Annotated in this window: 19 protein-coding genes; 6 read left to right on the top strand and 13 right to left on the bottom strand. The window is 66.5% G+C overall.

What is annotated here, in order from left to right; genetic code table 11:
• Nucleotides 1-59: 59 nt before the first annotated feature.
• The 3 genes from EV560_RS06740 to EV560_RS06730 all read right to left on the bottom strand — a co-directional run bounded on the left by EV560_RS06740 (nt 60) and on the right by EV560_RS06730 (nt 2,338).
• The gene (locus tag EV560_RS06740; RefSeq protein ID WP_131854968.1) at nt 60-845 is read right to left on the bottom strand and encodes a transporter substrate-binding domain-containing protein; all 786 of its coding nucleotides are present in this window, start codon (nt 843-845) and stop codon (nt 60-62) included.
• Between the two features lie 153 nt (nt 846-998).
• A complete protein-coding gene (locus tag EV560_RS06735) occupies nt 999-1,655 on the bottom strand; it encodes an amino acid ABC transporter permease (protein WP_131854967.1) in 657 nt (218 codons plus the stop codon).
• Entirely contained in the window at nt 1,652-2,338 is a 687-nt protein-coding gene (locus tag EV560_RS06730; protein ID WP_131854966.1) for an amino acid ABC transporter permease, read from the bottom strand. Before EV560_RS06730 ends, EV560_RS06735 begins: the two co-directional genes overlap by 4 nt.
• Before the next feature lie 317 nt (nt 2,339-2,655).
• Here EV560_RS06730 and araD point away from each other — a divergent pair, with 317 nt between their 5' ends.
• On the top strand, nt 2,656-4,392 hold the full coding sequence (gene araD, locus EV560_RS06725; protein ID WP_131854965.1) for an L-arabinonate dehydratase: 1,737 nt from the start codon (nt 2,656-2,658) through the stop codon (nt 4,390-4,392).
• Between the two features lie 52 nt (nt 4,393-4,444).
• On the opposite strand, the gene EV560_RS06720 is transcribed toward araD, so the two are convergent.
• The 6 genes from EV560_RS06720 to nth form a co-directional block, all read right to left on the bottom strand.
• Nucleotides 4,445-4,849, bottom strand: coding sequence for a DUF1398 domain-containing protein (locus EV560_RS06720; protein WP_131854964.1), 405 nt, complete (start codon nt 4,847-4,849; stop codon nt 4,445-4,447).
• A gap of 32 nt (nt 4,850-4,881) precedes the next feature.
• Entirely contained in the window at nt 4,882-5,343 is a 462-nt protein-coding gene (locus EV560_RS06715) for a MarR family winged helix-turn-helix transcriptional regulator (protein ID WP_207907963.1), read from the bottom strand.
• 102 nt (nt 5,344-5,445) lie between these two features.
• Nucleotides 5,446-6,246, bottom strand: a complete 801-nt coding sequence (locus tag EV560_RS06710; RefSeq protein WP_131854963.1) for an ATP-binding cassette domain-containing protein — start codon at nt 6,244-6,246, stop codon at nt 5,446-5,448.
• An 11-nt stretch (nt 6,247-6,257) separates the two neighbouring features.
• Entirely contained in the window at nt 6,258-7,550 is a 1,293-nt protein-coding gene (locus EV560_RS06705) for a sugar ABC transporter permease (RefSeq protein WP_465246991.1), read from the bottom strand.
• 1 nt (nt 7,551) lies between these two features.
• Complete coding sequence (gene xylF / locus EV560_RS06700) at nt 7,552-8,601, bottom strand: D-xylose ABC transporter substrate-binding protein (RefSeq protein WP_131854962.1); 1,050 nt, start codon at nt 8,599-8,601, stop codon at nt 7,552-7,554.
• A gap of 106 nt (nt 8,602-8,707) precedes the next feature.
• Entirely contained in the window at nt 8,708-9,388 is a 681-nt protein-coding gene (nth, locus tag EV560_RS06695) for an endonuclease III (protein ID WP_348982194.1), read from the bottom strand.
• 41 nt (nt 9,389-9,429) lie between these two features.
• On the opposite strand from nth, the gene EV560_RS06690 reads away from it, so the two are divergent.
• The gene (locus EV560_RS06690) at nt 9,430-9,975 is read left to right on the top strand and encodes a DUF2244 domain-containing protein (protein WP_131854960.1); all 546 of its coding nucleotides are present in this window, start codon (nt 9,430-9,432) and stop codon (nt 9,973-9,975) included.
• A gap of 28 nt (nt 9,976-10,003) precedes the next feature.
• Here the strand turns inward: EV560_RS06690 and EV560_RS06685 are convergent, their stop codons facing one another.
• Nucleotides 10,004-10,624, bottom strand: a complete 621-nt coding sequence (locus tag EV560_RS06685; RefSeq protein ID WP_131854959.1) for a TetR/AcrR family transcriptional regulator — start codon at nt 10,622-10,624, stop codon at nt 10,004-10,006.
• Nucleotides 10,625-10,730: 106 nt separating this feature from the next.
• On the opposite strand from EV560_RS06685, the gene EV560_RS06680 reads away from it, so the two are divergent.
• Nucleotides 10,731-11,360, top strand: coding sequence for a class I SAM-dependent methyltransferase (locus EV560_RS06680; protein WP_248311925.1), 630 nt, complete (start codon nt 10,731-10,733; stop codon nt 11,358-11,360).
• 35 nt (nt 11,361-11,395) lie between these two features.
• Complete coding sequence (locus EV560_RS06675; RefSeq protein WP_131854958.1) at nt 11,396-12,397, top strand: SDR family oxidoreductase; 1,002 nt, start codon at nt 11,396-11,398, stop codon at nt 12,395-12,397.
• A 9-nt stretch (nt 12,398-12,406) separates the two neighbouring features.
• Here the strand turns inward: EV560_RS06675 and EV560_RS06670 are convergent, their stop codons facing one another.
• Both EV560_RS06670 and EV560_RS06665 read right to left on the bottom strand, forming a co-directional pair.
• Complete coding sequence (locus tag EV560_RS06670) at nt 12,407-13,618, bottom strand: HD-GYP domain-containing protein (RefSeq protein ID WP_131854957.1); 1,212 nt, start codon at nt 13,616-13,618, stop codon at nt 12,407-12,409.
• Nucleotides 13,619-13,717: 99 nt separating this feature from the next.
• Nucleotides 13,718-14,323, bottom strand: a complete 606-nt coding sequence (locus EV560_RS06665) for a class I SAM-dependent DNA methyltransferase (RefSeq protein ID WP_131854956.1) — start codon at nt 14,321-14,323, stop codon at nt 13,718-13,720.
• Nucleotides 14,324-14,488: 165 nt separating this feature from the next.
• On the opposite strand from EV560_RS06665, the gene EV560_RS06660 reads away from it, so the two are divergent.
• Together EV560_RS06660 and EV560_RS06655 are read left to right on the top strand one after the other, a co-directional pair.
• Complete coding sequence (locus EV560_RS06660) at nt 14,489-15,415, top strand: methylated-DNA--[protein]-cysteine S-methyltransferase (protein WP_465246990.1); 927 nt, start codon at nt 14,489-14,491, stop codon at nt 15,413-15,415.
• 152 nt (nt 15,416-15,567) lie between these two features.
• A complete protein-coding gene (locus EV560_RS06655) occupies nt 15,568-16,080 on the top strand; it encodes a hypothetical protein (protein WP_131854955.1) in 513 nt (170 codons plus the stop codon).
• A gap of 156 nt (nt 16,081-16,236) precedes the next feature.
• Here the strand turns inward: EV560_RS06655 and EV560_RS06650 are convergent, their stop codons facing one another.
• Nucleotides 16,237-17,271 (bottom strand): GSCFA domain-containing protein, encoded by a 1,035-nt coding sequence (locus tag EV560_RS06650; RefSeq protein ID WP_131854954.1) that lies wholly within the window; start codon nt 17,269-17,271, stop codon nt 16,237-16,239.
• Nucleotides 17,272-17,308 lie beyond the last annotated feature (37 nt).

The following is a 17,308-nucleotide window of genomic DNA, read 5'->3' as shown; positions in this document are numbered from 1 at the left end:
AGAGCCCGGCGCGGGCGGGGTGCCGGCGCCGGGCGGATATCGTCAAGTCCGAGCGTCGCTCAGAACACCGGCAGCTCGCCCACCGGCACGTTCAGGAACTTGCGGGTCAGCGCGTCGATTTCGCCGCTCTGCTTGGTCAGGAAGACGAAGGTGTTCAGGTACTGCAGCAGGTCGGCATTCCCCTTCTTCACCGCCATGCCCATATACAGCGCGTTCAGCGTGAACTTGCCCTCATAGTCCTTGCCCGGGCTCATCTTGTTGAGTGCGGCGGGGGTGAGTAGGCCGCCGCCGATGAAATCGGCCTGGCCCGTGAGCAGCGCCTGCTGCACGCTGGCATCGTCCTCGAAGCGCAGGATCTCGGCGCCGACGGCGTCGCGCGTCACGGTGATGTCCTGCGGGCTGCCGCGCGGCACGGCGATGCGCTTGCCCTTGAGCTCCGCCATCGATGTGAAGGGCGTGCTCTTCGGTGCGATCAGGATCAGGGGGTTCGGCGCGTAGGGCGAGGTGAACCAGACCTGCTTGGCGCGCTCGGCGGTGATCGAGAGCGTCGACAGCACCATGTCGATGCGCCCGCTCTGCAGGAAGGGGATGCGGCCGGGGCTGTTCACCCGCTCGATCTTGAGCTTCACGCCGAGCTTGTCGGCGACGAGCTTGGCATAGGCGGGGTCGAACCCGGTCGGCTCCTGCTTCTCGTCGAGGAAGCCCCAGGGCGGGTTGGTGAGATCGATGCCGATGACGATCTCGCCGCGCTTGACGATCTCGTCGACCGACTGCGCCTTGGCTGGCGCCGTTGCCAGCATGGCGCTGGCCGCCATGGCCACTGCGATAAGTGCTTTTCTGAGCATTTTAAGTCCTCCCTTTGGTGTCGTTTCCCAAGGCGTTGGTTTTACTGTCGCCTAGAGGATTTCCGCGGTTCTCCGAAACGCAAAAATTCTCTATCTCTTTGTTTTATCGTATTTTATTCACGCGTACCGGTTTCCACCTCGCTCGAAAATGCTCTAGCGTGCGTAGCCCTTGGCCAGCCTGGCCTCGAGCGCTTGACTCCATTTCGACAAGGGCCAGCAGATCACAAAGAAGACGCAGGCCACGAAGCCGTAGACGAAGAGCGGCTTCAGCGTTGAGTTGTTGATGAACTGCCCGGCGCGGACCAGCTCGACGAAGCCGATGATCGAGGCGAGCGAGGTGCCCTTGATCAGCTGCACCAGGAAGCCGACCGTCGGCGGAATGGCGATGCGCAAGGCCTGCGGCGCGATCACGAGCCGAAACGTCTTCGGCCGCGACAGGGCCACCGAATAGGCGCCTTCCCATTGCGCGCGCGGCACCGCCTCGACGCTGCCGTACCAGATATCGCCGACGAAGGCCGAGGCGTGCAGGCTGAAGGCGATCAGCGCCGCCGTCCACGGGTCGAAGCGGATGCCGATCAGCGTGCCGCCGAAGAAGACCAGGAAAAGCTGCATCAGGAGCGGCGTCGCCTGCAGGAACTGGATGTAGCCGAAGGCGATCAGGCGGACGAATCTCAGTCGCGAGAGCCGGGCCGCCAGGATGCCGACGCCGACCACGCCGCCGCCGACGATCGCCAGCACTGACAGCAGCAGCGTCCAGCGCGCCGCGCTCAGCATGTAGATGAAGTCGTTGACGTTGAGCTCCCGGATCATAGGCCGGGCACCCTGTTGGTCTGCGTATGGCTGCCGAAGCTGCGGGTGTAGATCAGGTTGAACAGGGCGCGGAACACCAGCACCATGATCAGGTAGATGAAGGTGACGACGAGATAGGTCTCGAAGGTCTTGAAATTGGCGGCCTGGATCGAGTTCGCCACCGAGGTCAGCTCGTTCGCCGAGATCGCCGAGACCACGCTGGAGCCGAGCAGCACCATGGTGAACTGGCCGGCGAGCGGCTGGTAGATGATGCGCAGCGCCGGCGGCAGCACGATCAGCCGGAAGATCTGCAGGGGACGGAAGCCGAGCGCCTTGCCGGCCTCGATCTGCCCATGCGGGATCGCCTCGATGCCGGCGCGCACGATCTCGGTGGCGTAGGCGCCGAGATTGATCACCATGGTCAGCAGCGCGGCCTGGTTCGGCGTCAGTCGCAAGCCGAGCGCCGGCAGCCCGAAGAAGAAGAAATAGAGCTGCAGCAGGAAGGGCGTGTTTCTGATCACCTCGACATAGACATTGACCACGCTCTTCGACCAGTTCGGGCCGCTGGTCTTGGCCCAGGCGCCGACGATCGCGACGACCATGCCGAGGATCACGGCCTGGACGGTGAGCCGCAGCGTCAGCCCGGCGCCGATCATGAGCTGATCGAACGCGGCAAAGACCGAGCTGAAGTCGAAATTCTCCATGGGCCGGGCCTAGACGTTGGCGCGGCTAAACGGGGCGGCGCATGCATGCGGAATGGCGCCGGCTGCCCTGCCGGTCCCTGCCAGATCCGCCTCCTCCCGAGCCGATGGTCGTTGCAACGCGCCATCTCCTGTTCTGTTGGCGGCAGCTTCGTTGATGGTGCCATCATAGTCAACTATCTTGTTGACAATATCGGGAGGCGCGCCCTTAGTGACGCTGCCCGGCCGGCCAACGCGATTGCGGTGCCACCGGAAAACAGGCGCGCCGGGACGAGATGCCCGCTGCCGCATCGGTCCTCATTCACTCGCGACGGCACGGAATGACCAGGAAAATCGAGCTCAAGGATCTCAGGAGCCAGACATGGTTCGGCGCCTCCGGCCAGCCGGGCAACCACAAGTCCTACCGCACCAAGCAGATGGGCTATACGAGCGAGGATTTTCAGGGAAAGCCGGTCATCGGCATCCTCTCGACCTGGTCAGACCTGAATAGCTGCCACACGCATTTCCCGCAGCGCATCGAGGAGATCAAGCGCGGGATCTGGCAGGAGGGCGGCTTCCCGGTGGTGATGCCGACGCTCAGCGTCGGCGAGACCTATGTCCGCCCAAGCACGCTGATCTACCGCAACCTGCTGGCCATGGACGCCGAGGAGATCCTGCGCTCGCATCCGATCGATGGAGTCGTGCTGCTCGGCGGCTGCGACAAGACCACGCCGGGCCTGATCATGGGCGCGGCCTCGATGAACATCCCCGCGATCTTCGTGCCGGCCGGCGCGATGCTGCGCGGCCATTTCCGCGAGAACTGGAATCTCGGCACCGGTTCCAGCACCTGGAAGGCGCTGGCCGATTTCCGCGCCGGCAAGATCGACGAGAAGACCTGGCGCGCCTTCGGCGAGGGCACGTCGCGCTCGCCCGGCACCTGCAACACGATGGGCACGGCCTCGACCATGACGAGCCTCGTCGACGTGCTCGGCTTCACCTTGCCGGGCGCGAGTTCGATCCCGGCCGTCGATGCGCGCCATTCGCAGATGGCCTCGATGTGCGGGCGCCGCATCGTCGAGATGGTCTGGGAGGATCTGCGTCCGAAGGGCATGGTGACGCGCGCGAGCTTCCTCAACGCCGTCATCGCCGACATGGCGCTCTCTGGTTCGACCAACTCGCTGATCCACCTCATCGCCATGGCGCGCCGGCTCGGGCTGGAGCTGACGCTCGACGATTTCGGCGCCGCCAGCGAATCCGTACCGGTGCTCTGCAACGTGCAGCCGAGCGGCCAGTATCTGATGGAGGATTTCTACTATGCCGGCGGGCTGCTCGCCCTGCTGAAGCGGCTGGAGGATCATCTCGACCTCTCCTGCATGACCGTCACAGGCAAGACGCTGGGTGAGAACATCGCGGATGCGACGGTCTTCAACGAGGACGTCATCCGGCCGGCGGAGAATCCGGTCTACGGCGCCGGCGGCCTCGTCGTCATCCGCGGCAACCTCGCCCCGCGCGGCGCGGTGATCAAGCGCGCCGCCGCCGATCCGCGCCTGCAGAAGCATACCGGCCCGGCCGTCGTCTTCCGCAATTTCAAGGACATGCTCGCACGCATCGACGATCCCGACCTGCCGGTGACGGCCGACAGCGTGCTCGTGCTGCAGGATGCCGGCCCGGTCGGCGCGCCCGGCATGCCGGAATGGGGCATGCTGCCGATCCCGAAGAAGCTGCTCGAGCAGGGCGTGCGCGACATGGTCCGCATCTCCGATGCGCGCATGTCCGGCACGAGCTACGGCACCTGCATCCTGCATGTCTGCCCGGAAAGCCGCGTCGGAGGCCCGCTCGCCTTCGTTCGCGACGGCGACCTGATCTCGCTCGATGTCGAGGGCCGCGTGCTCGACCTGCTGGTCGACGAGGCCGAACTGGAGAAGCGCCGCGCGGAATGGACGCCGCCGCCGCCGCATTACGAGCGCGGCTTCGGCATGCTCCATATCGAGCATGTGCTGCAGGCCGACGAGGGCTGCGACCTCGACTTCCTGGCGAAGCCGGGTGTGATTCCGGACCCGGAAGCGCGGTTTTCCTGAGTTCCTCCCGCCATGGTCGGACAGGCCGGGCATGGCGGGGAGTGCGCGTTGCCTATTGATTTGGAAATTGTTCGACGTGGGTTTCGGCGGTGCGGCCGATATAGAGCGCGCGGCGGCCGGAGAAAGACACGATGTAGCCGGCACACCCCGCTGCCACGACCTTCTCGCAGAAACCCTTGTACGTATATCCAGGCACCAGTTGCTGCGCTTCCCTGATCGCAGCCTGTACCAGGGCGGCATCGAAAATCGGCGCGACGGCCGCGTGGATGTGATGGGTCGGCAGCTCGATGCTCTCCCCGTCAGGCAGGTAGTAAGTCGCGGTCGCCCGCCGGAAGTCGATCGCATAGCTTTCGAAGCCGGCTTTCATCAACGTTCCTACAATTTGTGGAAAGGTCATGCTGTTGCCCGCGGCTGCTTCAAGACAGGTCCGGGCGGCGCTCTTCTGTTGATCGTCCATCGCTGTTTCTCCGTGATGAGGCTCGCCCGCGTTCATTCGACCGGGATTGCGGTCATGTGGCCGCGCTCGGCCAGGCTCTTCAGAAGACGCTCCAGCGTCCTTCGTTCATCAGCCGTCAGCGCGTCGAAGAATTCAGCGTCATTGCGATCTGCGAGCGCCGCGAGCACCGGCACGAGGTCCGTCCCGCGCTTCGTCAGGGCCAATGTCTGTGCGCGGCCATCATTCGCGTTGGCTGCGCGCACGACCAGCGACTTCGCGATGAGTCTGTCGGCGAGCTTGGTGATCGCGCCCCTCGTCATGCCCATCTCGTCCGCGACCCGGCTGGGTGGCATCGGCTCCGTGGCATAAAGGCTGCGCATCAGGCACCATTCGGCGACCGTCACCTCCTTGTCAGCCAGCTTGGCCGCGAAAGCATGGGAAACATGGTTGGACACCATTCGCAGCCAGAAGCCGATATGGACGGTCAGATCAGAAACGGACGGAGGCGGTACCATCGAGACCTCATTGATTGACTAGGAAACTATCTCGATGTGATTTCCTAGTCAACTATATTGATCTGATGCCGAGCACCGTCATTTGGCGGGTTTTCAGGCAGGCTAGCCCCGTAGCGCGCCCGGTCCGGGCACGGCCCCCGCCGGGCATTTGCCGGAGATGATCATCCCCAACACCTCGTCCTGCGTCACGTCGCTGGTGCGGGCGGTGCCGACGACGCGGCCGTTCTTCATCACGCTGACCCGGTCGGCGAGATCGAAGACATCGTGCAGGTCATGGCTGATCAGGAAGATGCCGATGCCCTGCTTCTTGAGTTCGAGAATGAGGTCGGCGACCTGCTTGGTCTCGGCTGGGCCGAGCGCCGCCGTCGGCTCGTCCATGATCAGCACGCGGGCGTTGAAATAGATCGCCCGCGCGATCGCGACCGACTGGCGCTGGCCGCCGGACAGCGCCTTCACCGGCTCCTTGAAGCGGCGGAAATGCGGGTTGAGCCGGCCCATCACCTTGCGGGTCTCGGCCTCCATGGCGCTGTCGTCGAGCGTGCGCCACGGCGTCAGCAGCTCGCGGCCGAGGAAGATATTGGCGGCGGCATCGACATTATCGGCCAGCGCCAGCGTCTGGTAGATCGTCTCGATGCCGTGGCGCTTGGCGTCGCGTGGCGAGGAGATCGAGACCGACTCGCCGCTGATCAGGATCTCGCCGGCATCGGCGCGATAGGCGCCGGACAGGATCTTGATCAGCGTCGACTTGCCGGCGCCGTTATGGCCGAGCAGGCCGACGACCTCGCCCGGGTGAAGGTGGACGCTGACGGTGTCGACCGCCTTGATGCCGCCGAAGGCGATCGAGATGTCGCGCATCTCGACCAGCGGGGTGGTGGCGGGTTGCCGGGCTTCAGCGAGGCTCATGGCTTCCTCCCTCAGCTCAGCTTGCGGCGATAGATGCCGTCGAGCCAGACGGCGACGACGAGCACGAGGCCGACGACGATGTTCTGCAGCGGCGTGTCCAGTCCGATCAGCACCATGCCCGATTGCAGCGATTGCATCACCAGGGCGCCCAGCATCGCGCCGGTGACCGAGCCGATGCCGCCGGCAAGCGAGGTCCCGCCGATCACCGCGGCGGCGATGACATAGAGCTCGTCGAGCGTGCCGGCCGAGTTGGTGGCGGCGTCGAGCCGTGCCGTCGAGATACAGGCGGCGATGCCGACGAGCGCGCCCATCAGCCCGAAGACCAGCATCAACACCTTGCGCGTGTTGACGCCGGAGAGCTGCGCCGCTTCCGGATTGCCGCCGATGGCGAAGACATAGCGGCCGAAGCGCAGCCTCTTGGTCAGGAAGCTCATTGCCACCCCGACGGCGAGTGCCAGCAGCACGGGCACGGCGAGCCCATGGCCGATGATCAGCCCGCCCTCCGGCCACACCTGGCCGCGCGCCTCGACGAGGCGACGGGCGATGCCGGCGGGCAGTGCATAGGAATTGGCGATCAGCACGGCGCCGAGCACGATGCCGCAGCTCAGCGCGGCCATGGCGATCTCGGCCCAGAGCGGCCGCAGGCTGAACCCGAATTTGCGCCGCCGGCGCCGCGCGAATGCCATGCCGACGAGGATCAGTGCGCAGATCAGCAGGCCGATCGCCCAGGAGGCGCTGGTGCCGATCGCGCCCTCGATACCGCCGCCGAGCGGCTTGAAGCGTGAATCCATCGGCGCGATGGTCTGGCCCTGCGTCACCCACCAGGCCGCGCCGCGCCAGACCAGAAGCCCGCCGAGCGTGACGATGAAGGAGGGGATCGCGAGATAGGCGATCAGCGCGCCCTGGAACAGGCCGATCAGCCCGCCGAGCGCAATTGCGACGGCGATGCTGATCAGCCAGGTCGCCGGGTGCTCGAAGCCGATCATCTCCGGCAGGAGCCGCGCCTGCACGAGGCCGGTAACCATGCCGACGAAGCCGAGCATGGAGCCGACGGAGAGATCGATATTGCGGGTGACGATGACCAGCACCATGCCGCAGGCCATCACCGCCACCGAGGCGGTCTGGACCGAGAGGTTCCAGAGATTGCGCGGCGTGAGGAAGGCGCCGCCCGAGAGCCAGTCGAAGCCGAGCCAGATCACCGCCAGCGCCAGCACCATGCCGATCATGCGCGGGTCGAACTCGATCTCGCGCAGCCGGTCGGCGAGGCTCCGGGCGCTCTGTCCCGGAGCCTGCGCGGGTGCGATCTCAGTCACAGGCCTTGGCCTTGCCGGGGGCGACGCCCTGGCAGACAGCAGCCTTCGGCGCCCAGCCGGCCTCGATCACGACGTTGAGATTGTCCTTGGTCACCGGCACGGGCGTCAGGAAGAGCGCGGTCATGGCCTGCTTGGTCGGACCCTCGTTCCAGCTCTTCGCGCCGGCGATCTCGGTGAGCTTGGCACCGCCGGCGAGCTTGATGGCGATCTCCGCCGCGTTGCGCCCGAGCTCGCGCGCATCCTTCCAGATCGTCACGGTCTGAGTCCCCAGCGCGACGCGGTTCAGCGCCGCGCGGTCGGCGTCCTGGCCGGAGACCGGCACCGAGCCGGCGAGCCCCTGCGCCGCCATCGCGGCGATCGCGCCGCCGGCCGTGCCGTCATTGGCGGCGACCACGGCGTCGACCTTGTTCGAGTTGCGCGTCAGGATCTGCTCCATGTTGCGCTGGGCGTTGGCCGGCAGCCAGCCATCGGTGAAGGCCTCGCCGACATTCTTGATCTTGCCGGCGTCGATCGCGGGTTTCAGCACCTCGATCGAGCCCTGGTAGAGGAAATTGGCGTTGGGATCGGCGCTGGAGCCCTTGATGAACGCGTAGTTGCCCTCAGGTTTCGCCTTCTGGATCTCGCGCGCCATCATCCTGCCGACCTCGACATTGTCGAAGGTCAGGTAGAAGGCCTGCGGGATCTCGATCAGCCGGTCATAGCCGACGACGGCGATGCCCTCGTTCACCGCCTTCTGCACGGCCGGGCGAACCGCCTGCGCATCCTGCGCCAGCACGATGATTGCCTTGGCACCGCGCGAGATCAGGCTCTCGACATCGGTGAGCTGCTTGGCCGGCGACGATTGCGCATCGGCCGAGAGATAGGTGCCGCCGACTTTCTCGATCGCCGCCTTGATCGCGGCCTCGTCGGTTTTCCAGCGCTCTTCCTGGAAGTTCGACCAGCTGACGCCGATCACCGGCCCCTTGGCCTGGGCGAGGGCGGCCGACGACACGCCCATGGCCGCAACGGCCAGGCCGGCAGCAAGAATCATCTGCTTGATCATGGCAATCTCCCGCATTTCCTCTGGCCTCGCGCTCTCTTTTGGGGATCGCCTGGGTCAGCGTCCGGAGCGCCTGTGCGGCAGAGGTGAGCCTATCGCGGAAGTAGCGTCAAGCGACCCTTTTGTCGGATGAGTCGCATAGGTCGTTCTGGATGCAGCGCTCGCATTCGGGCCTGAGCGCCTTGCAGGTATAGCGTCCGTGCAGGATCAGCCAATGATGCGCATGGCGGCCGAATTCGGCCGGAACCGCCTTCTCCAGCCCCATCTCCACGGCCAGGACGTTTTTGCCGGGCGCGATGCGCAGCCGATTGGAGACGCGGAAGACATGGGTGTCGACCGCATGCGTGATCTCGCCGAAGGCGATGTTGAGCACGACATTGGCGGTCTTGCGGCCGACTCCGGGCAGGCTTTCCAGCGCCTCGCGGCTCATCGGAACCTCGCTGCCGAATTCGGCGATCAGCTTCTCGCTGAGCAGGACGACGTTCCTGGCCTTGTTGCGGTAGAGCCCGATCGTCTTGATCAGATCGCGCACCTTGTCCTCGCCAAGCGCCAGCATCTTCTCGGGCGTGTCGGCGAGCTCGAACAGCTTGCGCGTCGCCTTGTTGACGCCGGCATCGGTTGCTTGCGCCGAGAGCACGACGGCGACGAGCAGGGTGAACGGGTTGGTATGCTCGAGCTCGCCCTTGGGCTCAGGATTGGCGGAGCGGAAACGTTCGAAGATCTCGCGGATCTCGGCCGGCTTGCGTGGTCGCGGCGTCGTGATTGTCTTCGGCCTGGGGCTTGGGCTCACAGGCCTGTTCCTCTCGCTCATGGCGGCGTTATAATCGCCGGATGTCCCTGGGCAAGCCCGATTCCGGCGAGGCGATCGCCGCGCACGCAGCGCAAGCGGAGCGCCCGGTCTTCGACGCCACGATCACGCCGCATCGCTCGCTCGGGGTCAGCGGCTTCCGTATCGTGATGACGCTGGTCTGCCTCGCCAGCGTGGTCTCCTCGATCCCGTTCGTCGTGCTCGGCGCCTGGCCGGTGGCCGGATTCTTCGGCATCGACGTGCTCGCGCTCTTCATCGCCTTCCACGTCAACTTCCGTGCGGCCCGCGCCTTCGAACGGATCGTCGTGACGCCGCTCGAAGTGCTGCTGCGCAAGGTTTCGCATCACGGCAAGGAGGCCGTCTGGCGCTCCAACCCGGCCTGGACCCGGCTGGAGCGCGAGCATGACCAGGATTACGGCTTGCTCGGGCTGAACCTCGTCTCGCGCGGCCGCAGCACCTCGATCGCCTCGGCGCTCTCGCCGCAGGAACGGGCCGGCTTCGCCGATGCGCTCGGCTCGGCGCTGGCGAGCGCGCGGCGCGGACCGGATTACGAGGCCGCCCAGAGCTGACGGCGCCGGACGAAAGGGCCGGGCGAAGTCAGCGCCCGCTCGCCTCGGTATCGCCGTCGATGAGCTGCTGGAACAGCGGGGCGAGCAGCTTCACCAGCGCCTCCGGCTCGGCTTTGGCCAGGGCAGGCAGCCCCATCATTTGCCGCATCACCTGGATCCCCGCGACCATCGACAGGATCAGCGCGGCGCGCTCGGGCGCGAGTGCACCCCGCAATGCGGACGCCATCGTCTTCTGGTGACCATGCTCGATCTGCTCGCGCCCGATCTCCGCCGCGCGCTTGCTGGAGGCCGAGTGCAGCATGATCAGGAAGCCTTCGAGCGGGGTGTCGCCCGTCCTGGTGATCTCGACCAGCGTTCGGGCGATCGTCTCCCCGAGCCGGGGAGATGCGAGATTCTGCGGCGTCAGGATCGTCGGCGCCGCCATAGTGGCGGCGATCACCTCGGCGAACAGCTTCTCCTTCGAGCCGAAATAGCGGTTGACCAGCATCGCCGTGACGCCGGCCCCGGCCGCGATCTCGCGCACGCCCGCCCCGTCATAGCCGGCCTCCGCGAAGGCGCGTCGCGCCGAGGCGAGAATGGCCGCGCGGGTCGCGGCGGCATCGCGGCGTCGCGGGCGGTCGGCCGCATCGATAGGGGTGGCCTTGGTCATTTTATCTACACCTGTAGACTTTCATCCGATCCCTAAGTATACGGGTGCAGACATGGACGGCAAAGCGGCTGGTCGCGCCGTCTCCCTCGAAAAAGGGATCGCACCCGTGACGGCCGTCTGCCTCTACTCGGACTATCTCCAGTTCTTCCGGTCATGGGTGGCGAGCCCGTTGCGCGTCGCGGCCGTCGCCCCCTCGGGAGATGCGCTCGCTCGTCTGATGACGAGTGAAATCGTTCCGGGCGACGGTCCGGTCCTCGAGCTCGGTCCCGGGACGGGCGCTTTCACACGGGCGCTGCTCGAGCGCGGCCTCAGGGAAAACGACCTCACCCTCGTCGAATACGGCTCCGACTTTGCCCGCCTGCTCGAGCACCGCTTTCCGCAGGCGCGCGTGCTCTGGATGGATGCCTCGCAGCTCGCCAGCTACGATCTATTCCCGGCCGCGAATGTCGCTGCGGTTGTCAGCGGCCTGCCGCTGCTCTCGATGCCGCCGCGCAAGATCATGGCGATCCTGGCCGGAGCCTTCCTGTCCATCCGTCCAGGCGGCGGCTTCTACCAGTTCACCTACGGGCCGCGCTGTCCGGTGCCGCGTGCGATCCTCGACCGGCTCGGCCTCAAGGCCAGGCGCATCGGCGGAACCATCCGCAACCTTCCTCCGGCGTCAGTCTACCGGATCACGCGGCGCCAACCGTTCGGCGGCCTGCGCCGCTCATCCCAAGCAATGGCAGCACAGGCATGAGTCCGGTTCATCCCCTTCCCCGATCGGGAGGCACAATGGCTGAAACCGTCCTTGTCACCGGCGGAACCGGCTTCGTCGCCGGCTGGTGCATCGTCGCGCTGCTGAAGCGTGGCTATGCCGTCCGGACCACCTTGCGCAGCCTGTCGAAGGAGCCTTCGGTTCGAGCCGTCATCGCCTCGGCCGGCGCGCCGACCGACCGGCTGAGCTTCGCCGTTGCCGACCTGATGCAGGACAATGGCTGGGACGCCGCGATGGCGGGTTGCGACGACGTCCTGCATGTCGCTTCGCCGCTCGGGGACGGTTCTTCCGGCGATCGCCATGCCCTGGTGGCGCCGGCGCGCGACGGCACGCTGCGCGTGCTTCGCGCCGCTGTGAAGGCCGGCGTGAAGCGCGTGGTGATGACCTCCGCCGCAGCCACGGCCCGCCCGCCGCTGGCCTCCGAGCGGACGAGTGACGAGACGGTCTGGGCCGATCCCGACGACCCGCAATTCGATGCCTACCGGGTCTCGAAGATCCTGGCCGAGCGTGCGGCCTGGGATTTCATGGCGGAATCCGGCGGAGCGACCGAATTCGTCACCGTCTTGCCGGGCGCCGTGTTCGGTCCGCTCCTGACGCGGGACAATCTCGGCTCGGTGCAGATCATCCAGCGCCTGCTGGAGGGTAAGCCGTCCGCATTGCCGAAACTCGGCTTCTGGGTGGTCGATGTGCGCGACCTTGCCGAGCTGCATATCCGCGCCATGGTCACGCCCGAGGCGGCCGGTCAGCGCTTCATCGCCGCCGGCGAGTTCATGTGGATGGTGGAGATCGCAGGCGTGCTGCGCTCCCGGCTCGGCCAGCGCGGTGCGCGCGTGCCGTCACGGACCCTGCCGAATGTCGTCGTGAAGCTTCTCCTGCCGTTCATGCCGCAGCTGAGGGGGCTCGCCCCGCTGCTGGGGCGCCGCTTTCCGCTGACTGCGGAGAAGGCGCACCGAGTACTCGGTTTCGCGCCGCGCCCGGTGGCGGACACCGTCATCGACTGCGCCAAGAGCCTCGGCTGATCGGCTGCGTCAGGACCTGTCCGCGAACTCGCGGTGGATGCTGGCGAAGCTCGGCGCGATTTCGATGAAGACATCGGTCAGCGCCGGGTCGAAATGCCGGCCGCGCCCATCTGCCATGATCGCGACCGCTTGGTCATGCGGGATCGCCGACTTGTAGACCCGCTCGCTCACCAGCGCGTCATAGACATCGGCAATCGCCATCAGGCGCCCGCTCAGCGGGATCGCCTCGCCCTTCAGGCCCCGTGGATAGCCGGAGCCATCCCATTTTTCGTGATGGGTATGGGCGATCTCCTTGGCCAGGCTGAAGAACAGGCTGGAGCCGCCCATATGGCGCTCGGCTTCGGCGATGGCCCGCAGTCCGAGTTCGGCATGGGTCTTCATCACCGTGAACTCGTCGGTGTCGAGCCTGCCCGGCTTGAGCAGGATCCGGTCGGGGATGCCGACCTTGCCGATATCGTGCAGCGGCGCCGATTTGCAGAGCAGCTCGATCATCTGGTCGTCGAGTTCGGCGGCATGCAGGCCGCGCTCGCGCAAGGCCTCGGCGAGCGCGCGGATATAGTGCTGGGTGCGGCGGATATGGTTGCCGGTCTCGTTGTCGCGCGTCTCGGCCAGCGAGGCCATGGCCAGGATGATGGCGTCCTTGGCCTGCACTGCCTCTTCCTTTGCGGCGAGCAGTGCGTTGAAGAGCGCGACATTGGTCATCGCCACGGCGGCGCTGTTGGCGATGCGCTTGAGAATGGTGACGCTTTCTTCGGGCGGCCGCTGCTGCGTCGCCCAATAGGCGCCGATCGCGCCGATCGGGTCGTCGCGCCGGACCGGCACCATGACGAGGCTGCGCACGAAGGTCGGCCGGTAGGCCGCATGCGGAATGCGGTCATCGGCATAGATGTCCTCGATGACCACGACCTCGCGATGGTTCATCGCCCAACCGGAAATGCAGGCCTCCAGCGGAAAGCGCTGGCCTTTCCAGAGCGGCGCGATCGCATCCTCGTCGGCATAGTAGCATTTGTCGCCTTCGCGCAGGACGAAGGTGATGCCGTCGGCGCCGACCAGGGCTCGGGCACTCTGGCGCACCACGGCCATGATCTCGTCCATGCCGCGGGCCATCGAGAGGTCGAGCGCCAGTTCCTCCAGATCCGTCAGGGGGACGTCGTAAGGTACGTCCTTGGGGAAGGCCTCAAGGTCGCTGCTGACGGAAAGGAGGTCGGATAGTTCGCTCATGGAAAGGCCGGGCAGGCGATATCTGACGTAAGGGTATGCGCCGCATTTTAAAGGAGAATTTCAGACAGCTTACAACTGGTTTCTGAACGAATTCGACCGTCAGCGGAGCTTTGCGAGCCAGATCGTGCGGCCGCCGCAGTCCGGATCCTCAGTGACATGCGCGACGACTTCGAATTCGCTTGCCGCGAGCCGCATCCTGTATTCGTCGGGCCCCAGGCTGCCATGGTAGAGCGGCTCGCCCTCGAAATTGCCGATCGCCTCGCCCTCGGCCGGGCCACTGGTGAAGATCAGCGCCGCGCCCGGCGCGGCATGGCCCGTGAAGACCGCGAACATGCCGCGCTGGTCCTCGGGCGTCAGGTGGAAGAAGCTGTCCCAGGCGATCAGGCCGCCGAAGCGGCGCCCGAGGAGCGCGAGTCCGCGCATATCGGCGACATGCCAGTCCTGCGCGGGGAAACGCTCCCTGCAGAGCCCGATCAGCGCAGGCGAGGCGTCGATTCCGGTGACCGCGTGCCCGGCCTCGATGAAATGGCGTGCGATCGGCTCGCCCGAGCCGCAGCCGATATCGAGGATCGTCGCGCCGGGCGCTAGCAGCGCCCGGAAGCGCTCTAGCCAGAGCCGTTCGAACAGCGATTTGCCGCGAGCCTTGTCGAAGGCCAGCGCGTGCCGCTGATAGAGCCCGGTGATTTGCGCGGCATGCTCCGACATCGTTCGTATCCCCCGGGAATCGGCGACGGCGAGCTTGCCAGCTTTCGGGTGGAGACGGCACCTTGCCGCTCCTAGATTCGTGTCATGACGAAAGACACGAGGTTCATCATGATGGCTCAGAACGCGATGAAGACGGCCATGACCCCGACCCGCTTCTCCAACGCCGTGCTGGCGCGCGCTGCGCAGTCCATCCCCGCCGAGGCGGATTTCCCGATCGCCGCCCCCGGCTCGGATTACGACACGGTGCGGCGCATCCTGGCCTATATCACCCATAACTGGCGCGACCAGCCGACGATCGAGGCGATCGCCGAGGCGGCCGGCGCGACGCCGACCGATGTGCATCACCTGTTCCGGCGCTGGTGCGGCCTGACGCCCAAGGCCTTCCTGCAGGCGATCACGCTCGACAACGCCAAGCACCTGCTCGCCTCCTCGGCCAGCATCCTCGACACCAGCTACGAGGTCGGCCTGTCCGGCCCCGGCCGGCTGCACGATCTCTTCGTGACACATGAGGCGATGTCGCCGGGCGAGTGGAAGACCGGCGGCGAGGGCTTGCGGCTCTCCTACGGCTTCCATGAATCGCCCTTCGGCGAGGCGCTGATCGTGGCGACCGACCGCGGTCTCGCCGGTCTCGGCTGGGTTTCGACCAGCGTCGATGGCGGCAAGGTCGTCGGCGGCCGGGCCGAGGCGCTGGCCGACATGATGCGGCGCTGGCCCCATGCCGATTACCGCTTCGATCCGGCCTCGACCCGGACCTATGCGGGCCGCATCTTCAACCCGAGGGCCTGGTCACCGGAGACGCCGCTTCGGGTCGTGCTGATCGGCACGGATTTCGAGGTCCGCGTCTGGGAAACCTTGCTGCGGATCCCGGTCGGCTGCGCCACCACCTATGGCGAGGTCGCCAGCCATATCGGCAAGCCCAGCGCGGCGCGCGCCGTCGGCGCGGCGGTCGGCAAGAACCCGATCTCCTTCGTGGTCCCCTGCCACCGCGTCATCGGCAAGTCCGGCGCTCTGACCGGCTATCATTGGGGCCTGACGCGCAAGCGCGCCATCCTGGGCTGGGAAGCCGGCCAGACGACGGGCGAGGCCGCCTGATCGGCCACCACCATCAGGCCGCCTGCGCCAGCAGGCGGCCCTGTTCATTCCTGTGGCCGGTTGTGGTCCCGAGCCATCAATTCCGCCGCGAAGAATGCGCAATCCCGTCGAAATCTGAAGCCAAGCTCCTGCGCATCAGGCGGGAGGTCGTCATGTTTCATCTTGCATCCCTTGCGGTCGTGACGGCCGTCGCGGCCATGCTGGCCATGCCAGCGGGCAGTGCCTTGGCTCAGAGCGCCGATCTGGAGCAGGAGCAGGAAGAGGAGGGGCTGCGCCCGCCCGAGACGGTGCCGCAGCAAGTCCCTCGCTATCGCGAGGCCCGGCCGGACGAGCCCGGATTGCGTTATCGCCGGGTCAACCCCGAAACCCCGGCGCCGCGCTCGACCGAGCCCGGGGAGGTCGCGCCGCGCCAGGGTCAGCGCTACGGGCAGGCGGAGCCCGAGGACTCGGATGAGATCGAGCCGCCGCGCCATCGCCGCGATGCGCCGGAGAGCATCACCACCGACGAGGCCGTGCGCATCGCCCGCGAAGAGGGTTTGATTCGGATCGACCGCGTCCGCGAGGGCCGCCGCGGCTGGGTCATCGTCGGAATCGACGACAATGGCGACGACATGCGCATCGTGATCAGCCGCACTGGCGAGGTCGTGGCGGTCCAGCGCGAGTAGGGGCTCGGCCGCTATCCCAATATCAGGATCGCCTGCATTCAAGCGCGCTTCGACAAGACGCCGCAAATCCGGGATCCATCATAGCGCCGGGGTGGGGGCTACGATGGATCCCGGCGCGGCGTCGTGGCCCGGGCCGGGGAGGGGGCGGAGCCGGGCCTACGCTGCGTCTGCTTGCTTGCTCGCGTCGAGATAGCTCCGCTCGAAAGTCGCCATCACCGTCGCCACCATGTCGCGGGCGATGTGGAGCTGGTCCTCCTCGAAGGCGAGCGCTCGCGGCGAGTTCAGCACGATCTCGTAGCTCGGGAAGTAGTCGACGAAATCGAAGCGCCGGTAGAGCTCTTCCGCGACGGCCCGCAGCACCGATTTCGAGGCGCTGTTGGCGACGATGACGTCGGCATCCTTGAAGGTCGCGCCGAGCGGCACCGGCGAGACGGTGACGACGAAGCGCATCTCCGGATGGCAGTGCTGCCGGATCATCGTCATGACCCCGAGCATGTCGTTCAGCGTCTGCTCGTAACCGTAGTCGACGAAGCGGAAGCGCTGGGGCATGCGCTGGAGCCAGGCCGGGCCGGGATGCGTGTTCATCGCCAGCCCGGTCTCCGCGTCGAGCCAGGTCTCGGTCAGGCCGAGCGTGAAGAAGCAGATCCGCGCCTTCCTGATCTGCGCCGTCGCCTCGGTCAGGCGCTTGCGGTTGGCGAGCGCGGTCTCCCTGTCGAGCAGCTTCAGCCCGCTCGCATGCGGGTCGAACCATTGGTCCGGCGCGAGCTCGATCAGCCCTTCGTCGGGATAGCTCTCGTTCAGCAGCACGCGCTTGAGCTCATGCGCCATCGAGCGCACCGAATATTTGTTGAGCGCGCCGCGGCTGAGATGACCGCGAGCCGCGCCGCCGCCGCGCCCGGTCTCCTCGTTCCAGGTCTCGAAATGCTCGGCCGGCGCACCGTACCCGTCGAGCAGGAGCGGCAGCCCGCGCGAGATCAGCACGTTCTCGACGCCGCGTGCGAAGCACGAGCCCATGGTGAAGATCGGCCAGGAGGGCTCGATCTGGAATTTCGGCCGATGGTCGACGGCGAGGAAGCTGCCGCTGGTCAGCCTGTCCTTGGCCATCTGCCCGGGCTTGCCGGAGGTCCAGCCCCGCACCGGATTGCCGCGCATCGTCGAAAGCGCCGTGCCTGCGTCGTATTCGATTCTCATCGTCGACTCCTGCCGCTACTGGCCACTGGCATCCTTG

The sequence above is a fragment of the Allobosea sp. BK604 genome, assembly GCF_004341515.1.
Classification (GTDB): Bacteria; Pseudomonadota; Alphaproteobacteria; order Rhizobiales; family Beijerinckiaceae; genus Allobosea.
The sequence above is the reverse complement of the archived record's forward strand: the minus strand, read 5'-3'. Positions and strand labels throughout refer to the sequence as shown.

Coding starts and splice junctions, on each gene's coding strand:
- EV560_RS06740 (WP_131854968.1), bottom strand. CDS start 845: ATGCTCAGAAAAGCACTTATCGCAGTGGCCATGGCGGCCAGCGCCATG.
- EV560_RS06735 (WP_131854967.1), bottom strand. CDS start 1,655: ATGATCCGGGAGCTCAACGTCAACGACTTCATCTACATGCTGAGCGCG.
- EV560_RS06730 (WP_131854966.1), bottom strand. CDS start 2,338: ATGGAGAATTTCGACTTCAGCTCGGTCTTTGCCGCGTTCGATCAGCTC.
- araD (WP_131854965.1), top strand. CDS start 2,656: ATGACCAGGAAAATCGAGCTCAAGGATCTCAGGAGCCAGACATGGTTC.
- EV560_RS06720 (WP_131854964.1), bottom strand. CDS start 4,849: ATGGACGATCAACAGAAGAGCGCCGCCCGGACCTGTCTTGAAGCAGCC.
- EV560_RS06715 (WP_207907963.1), bottom strand. CDS start 5,343: ATGGTACCGCCTCCGTCCGTTTCTGATCTGACCGTCCATATCGGCTTC.
- EV560_RS06710 (WP_131854963.1), bottom strand. CDS start 6,246: ATGAGCCTCGCTGAAGCCCGGCAACCCGCCACCACCCCGCTGGTCGAG.
- xylF (WP_131854962.1), bottom strand. CDS start 8,601: ATGATCAAGCAGATGATTCTTGCTGCCGGCCTGGCCGTTGCGGCCATG.
- EV560_RS06690 (WP_131854960.1), top strand. CDS start 9,430: ATGTCCCTGGGCAAGCCCGATTCCGGCGAGGCGATCGCCGCGCACGCA.
- EV560_RS06685 (WP_131854959.1), bottom strand. CDS start 10,624: ATGACCAAGGCCACCCCTATCGATGCGGCCGACCGCCCGCGACGCCGC.
- EV560_RS06675 (WP_131854958.1), top strand. CDS start 11,396: ATGGCTGAAACCGTCCTTGTCACCGGCGGAACCGGCTTCGTCGCCGGC.
- EV560_RS06670 (WP_131854957.1), bottom strand. CDS start 13,618: ATGAGCGAACTATCCGACCTCCTTTCCGTCAGCAGCGACCTTGAGGCC.
- EV560_RS06665 (WP_131854956.1), bottom strand. CDS start 14,323: ATGTCGGAGCATGCCGCGCAAATCACCGGGCTCTATCAGCGGCACGCG.
- EV560_RS06655 (WP_131854955.1), top strand. CDS start 15,568: ATGTTTCATCTTGCATCCCTTGCGGTCGTGACGGCCGTCGCGGCCATG.
- EV560_RS06650 (WP_131854954.1), bottom strand. CDS start 17,271: ATGAGAATCGAATACGACGCAGGCACGGCGCTTTCGACGATGCGCGGC.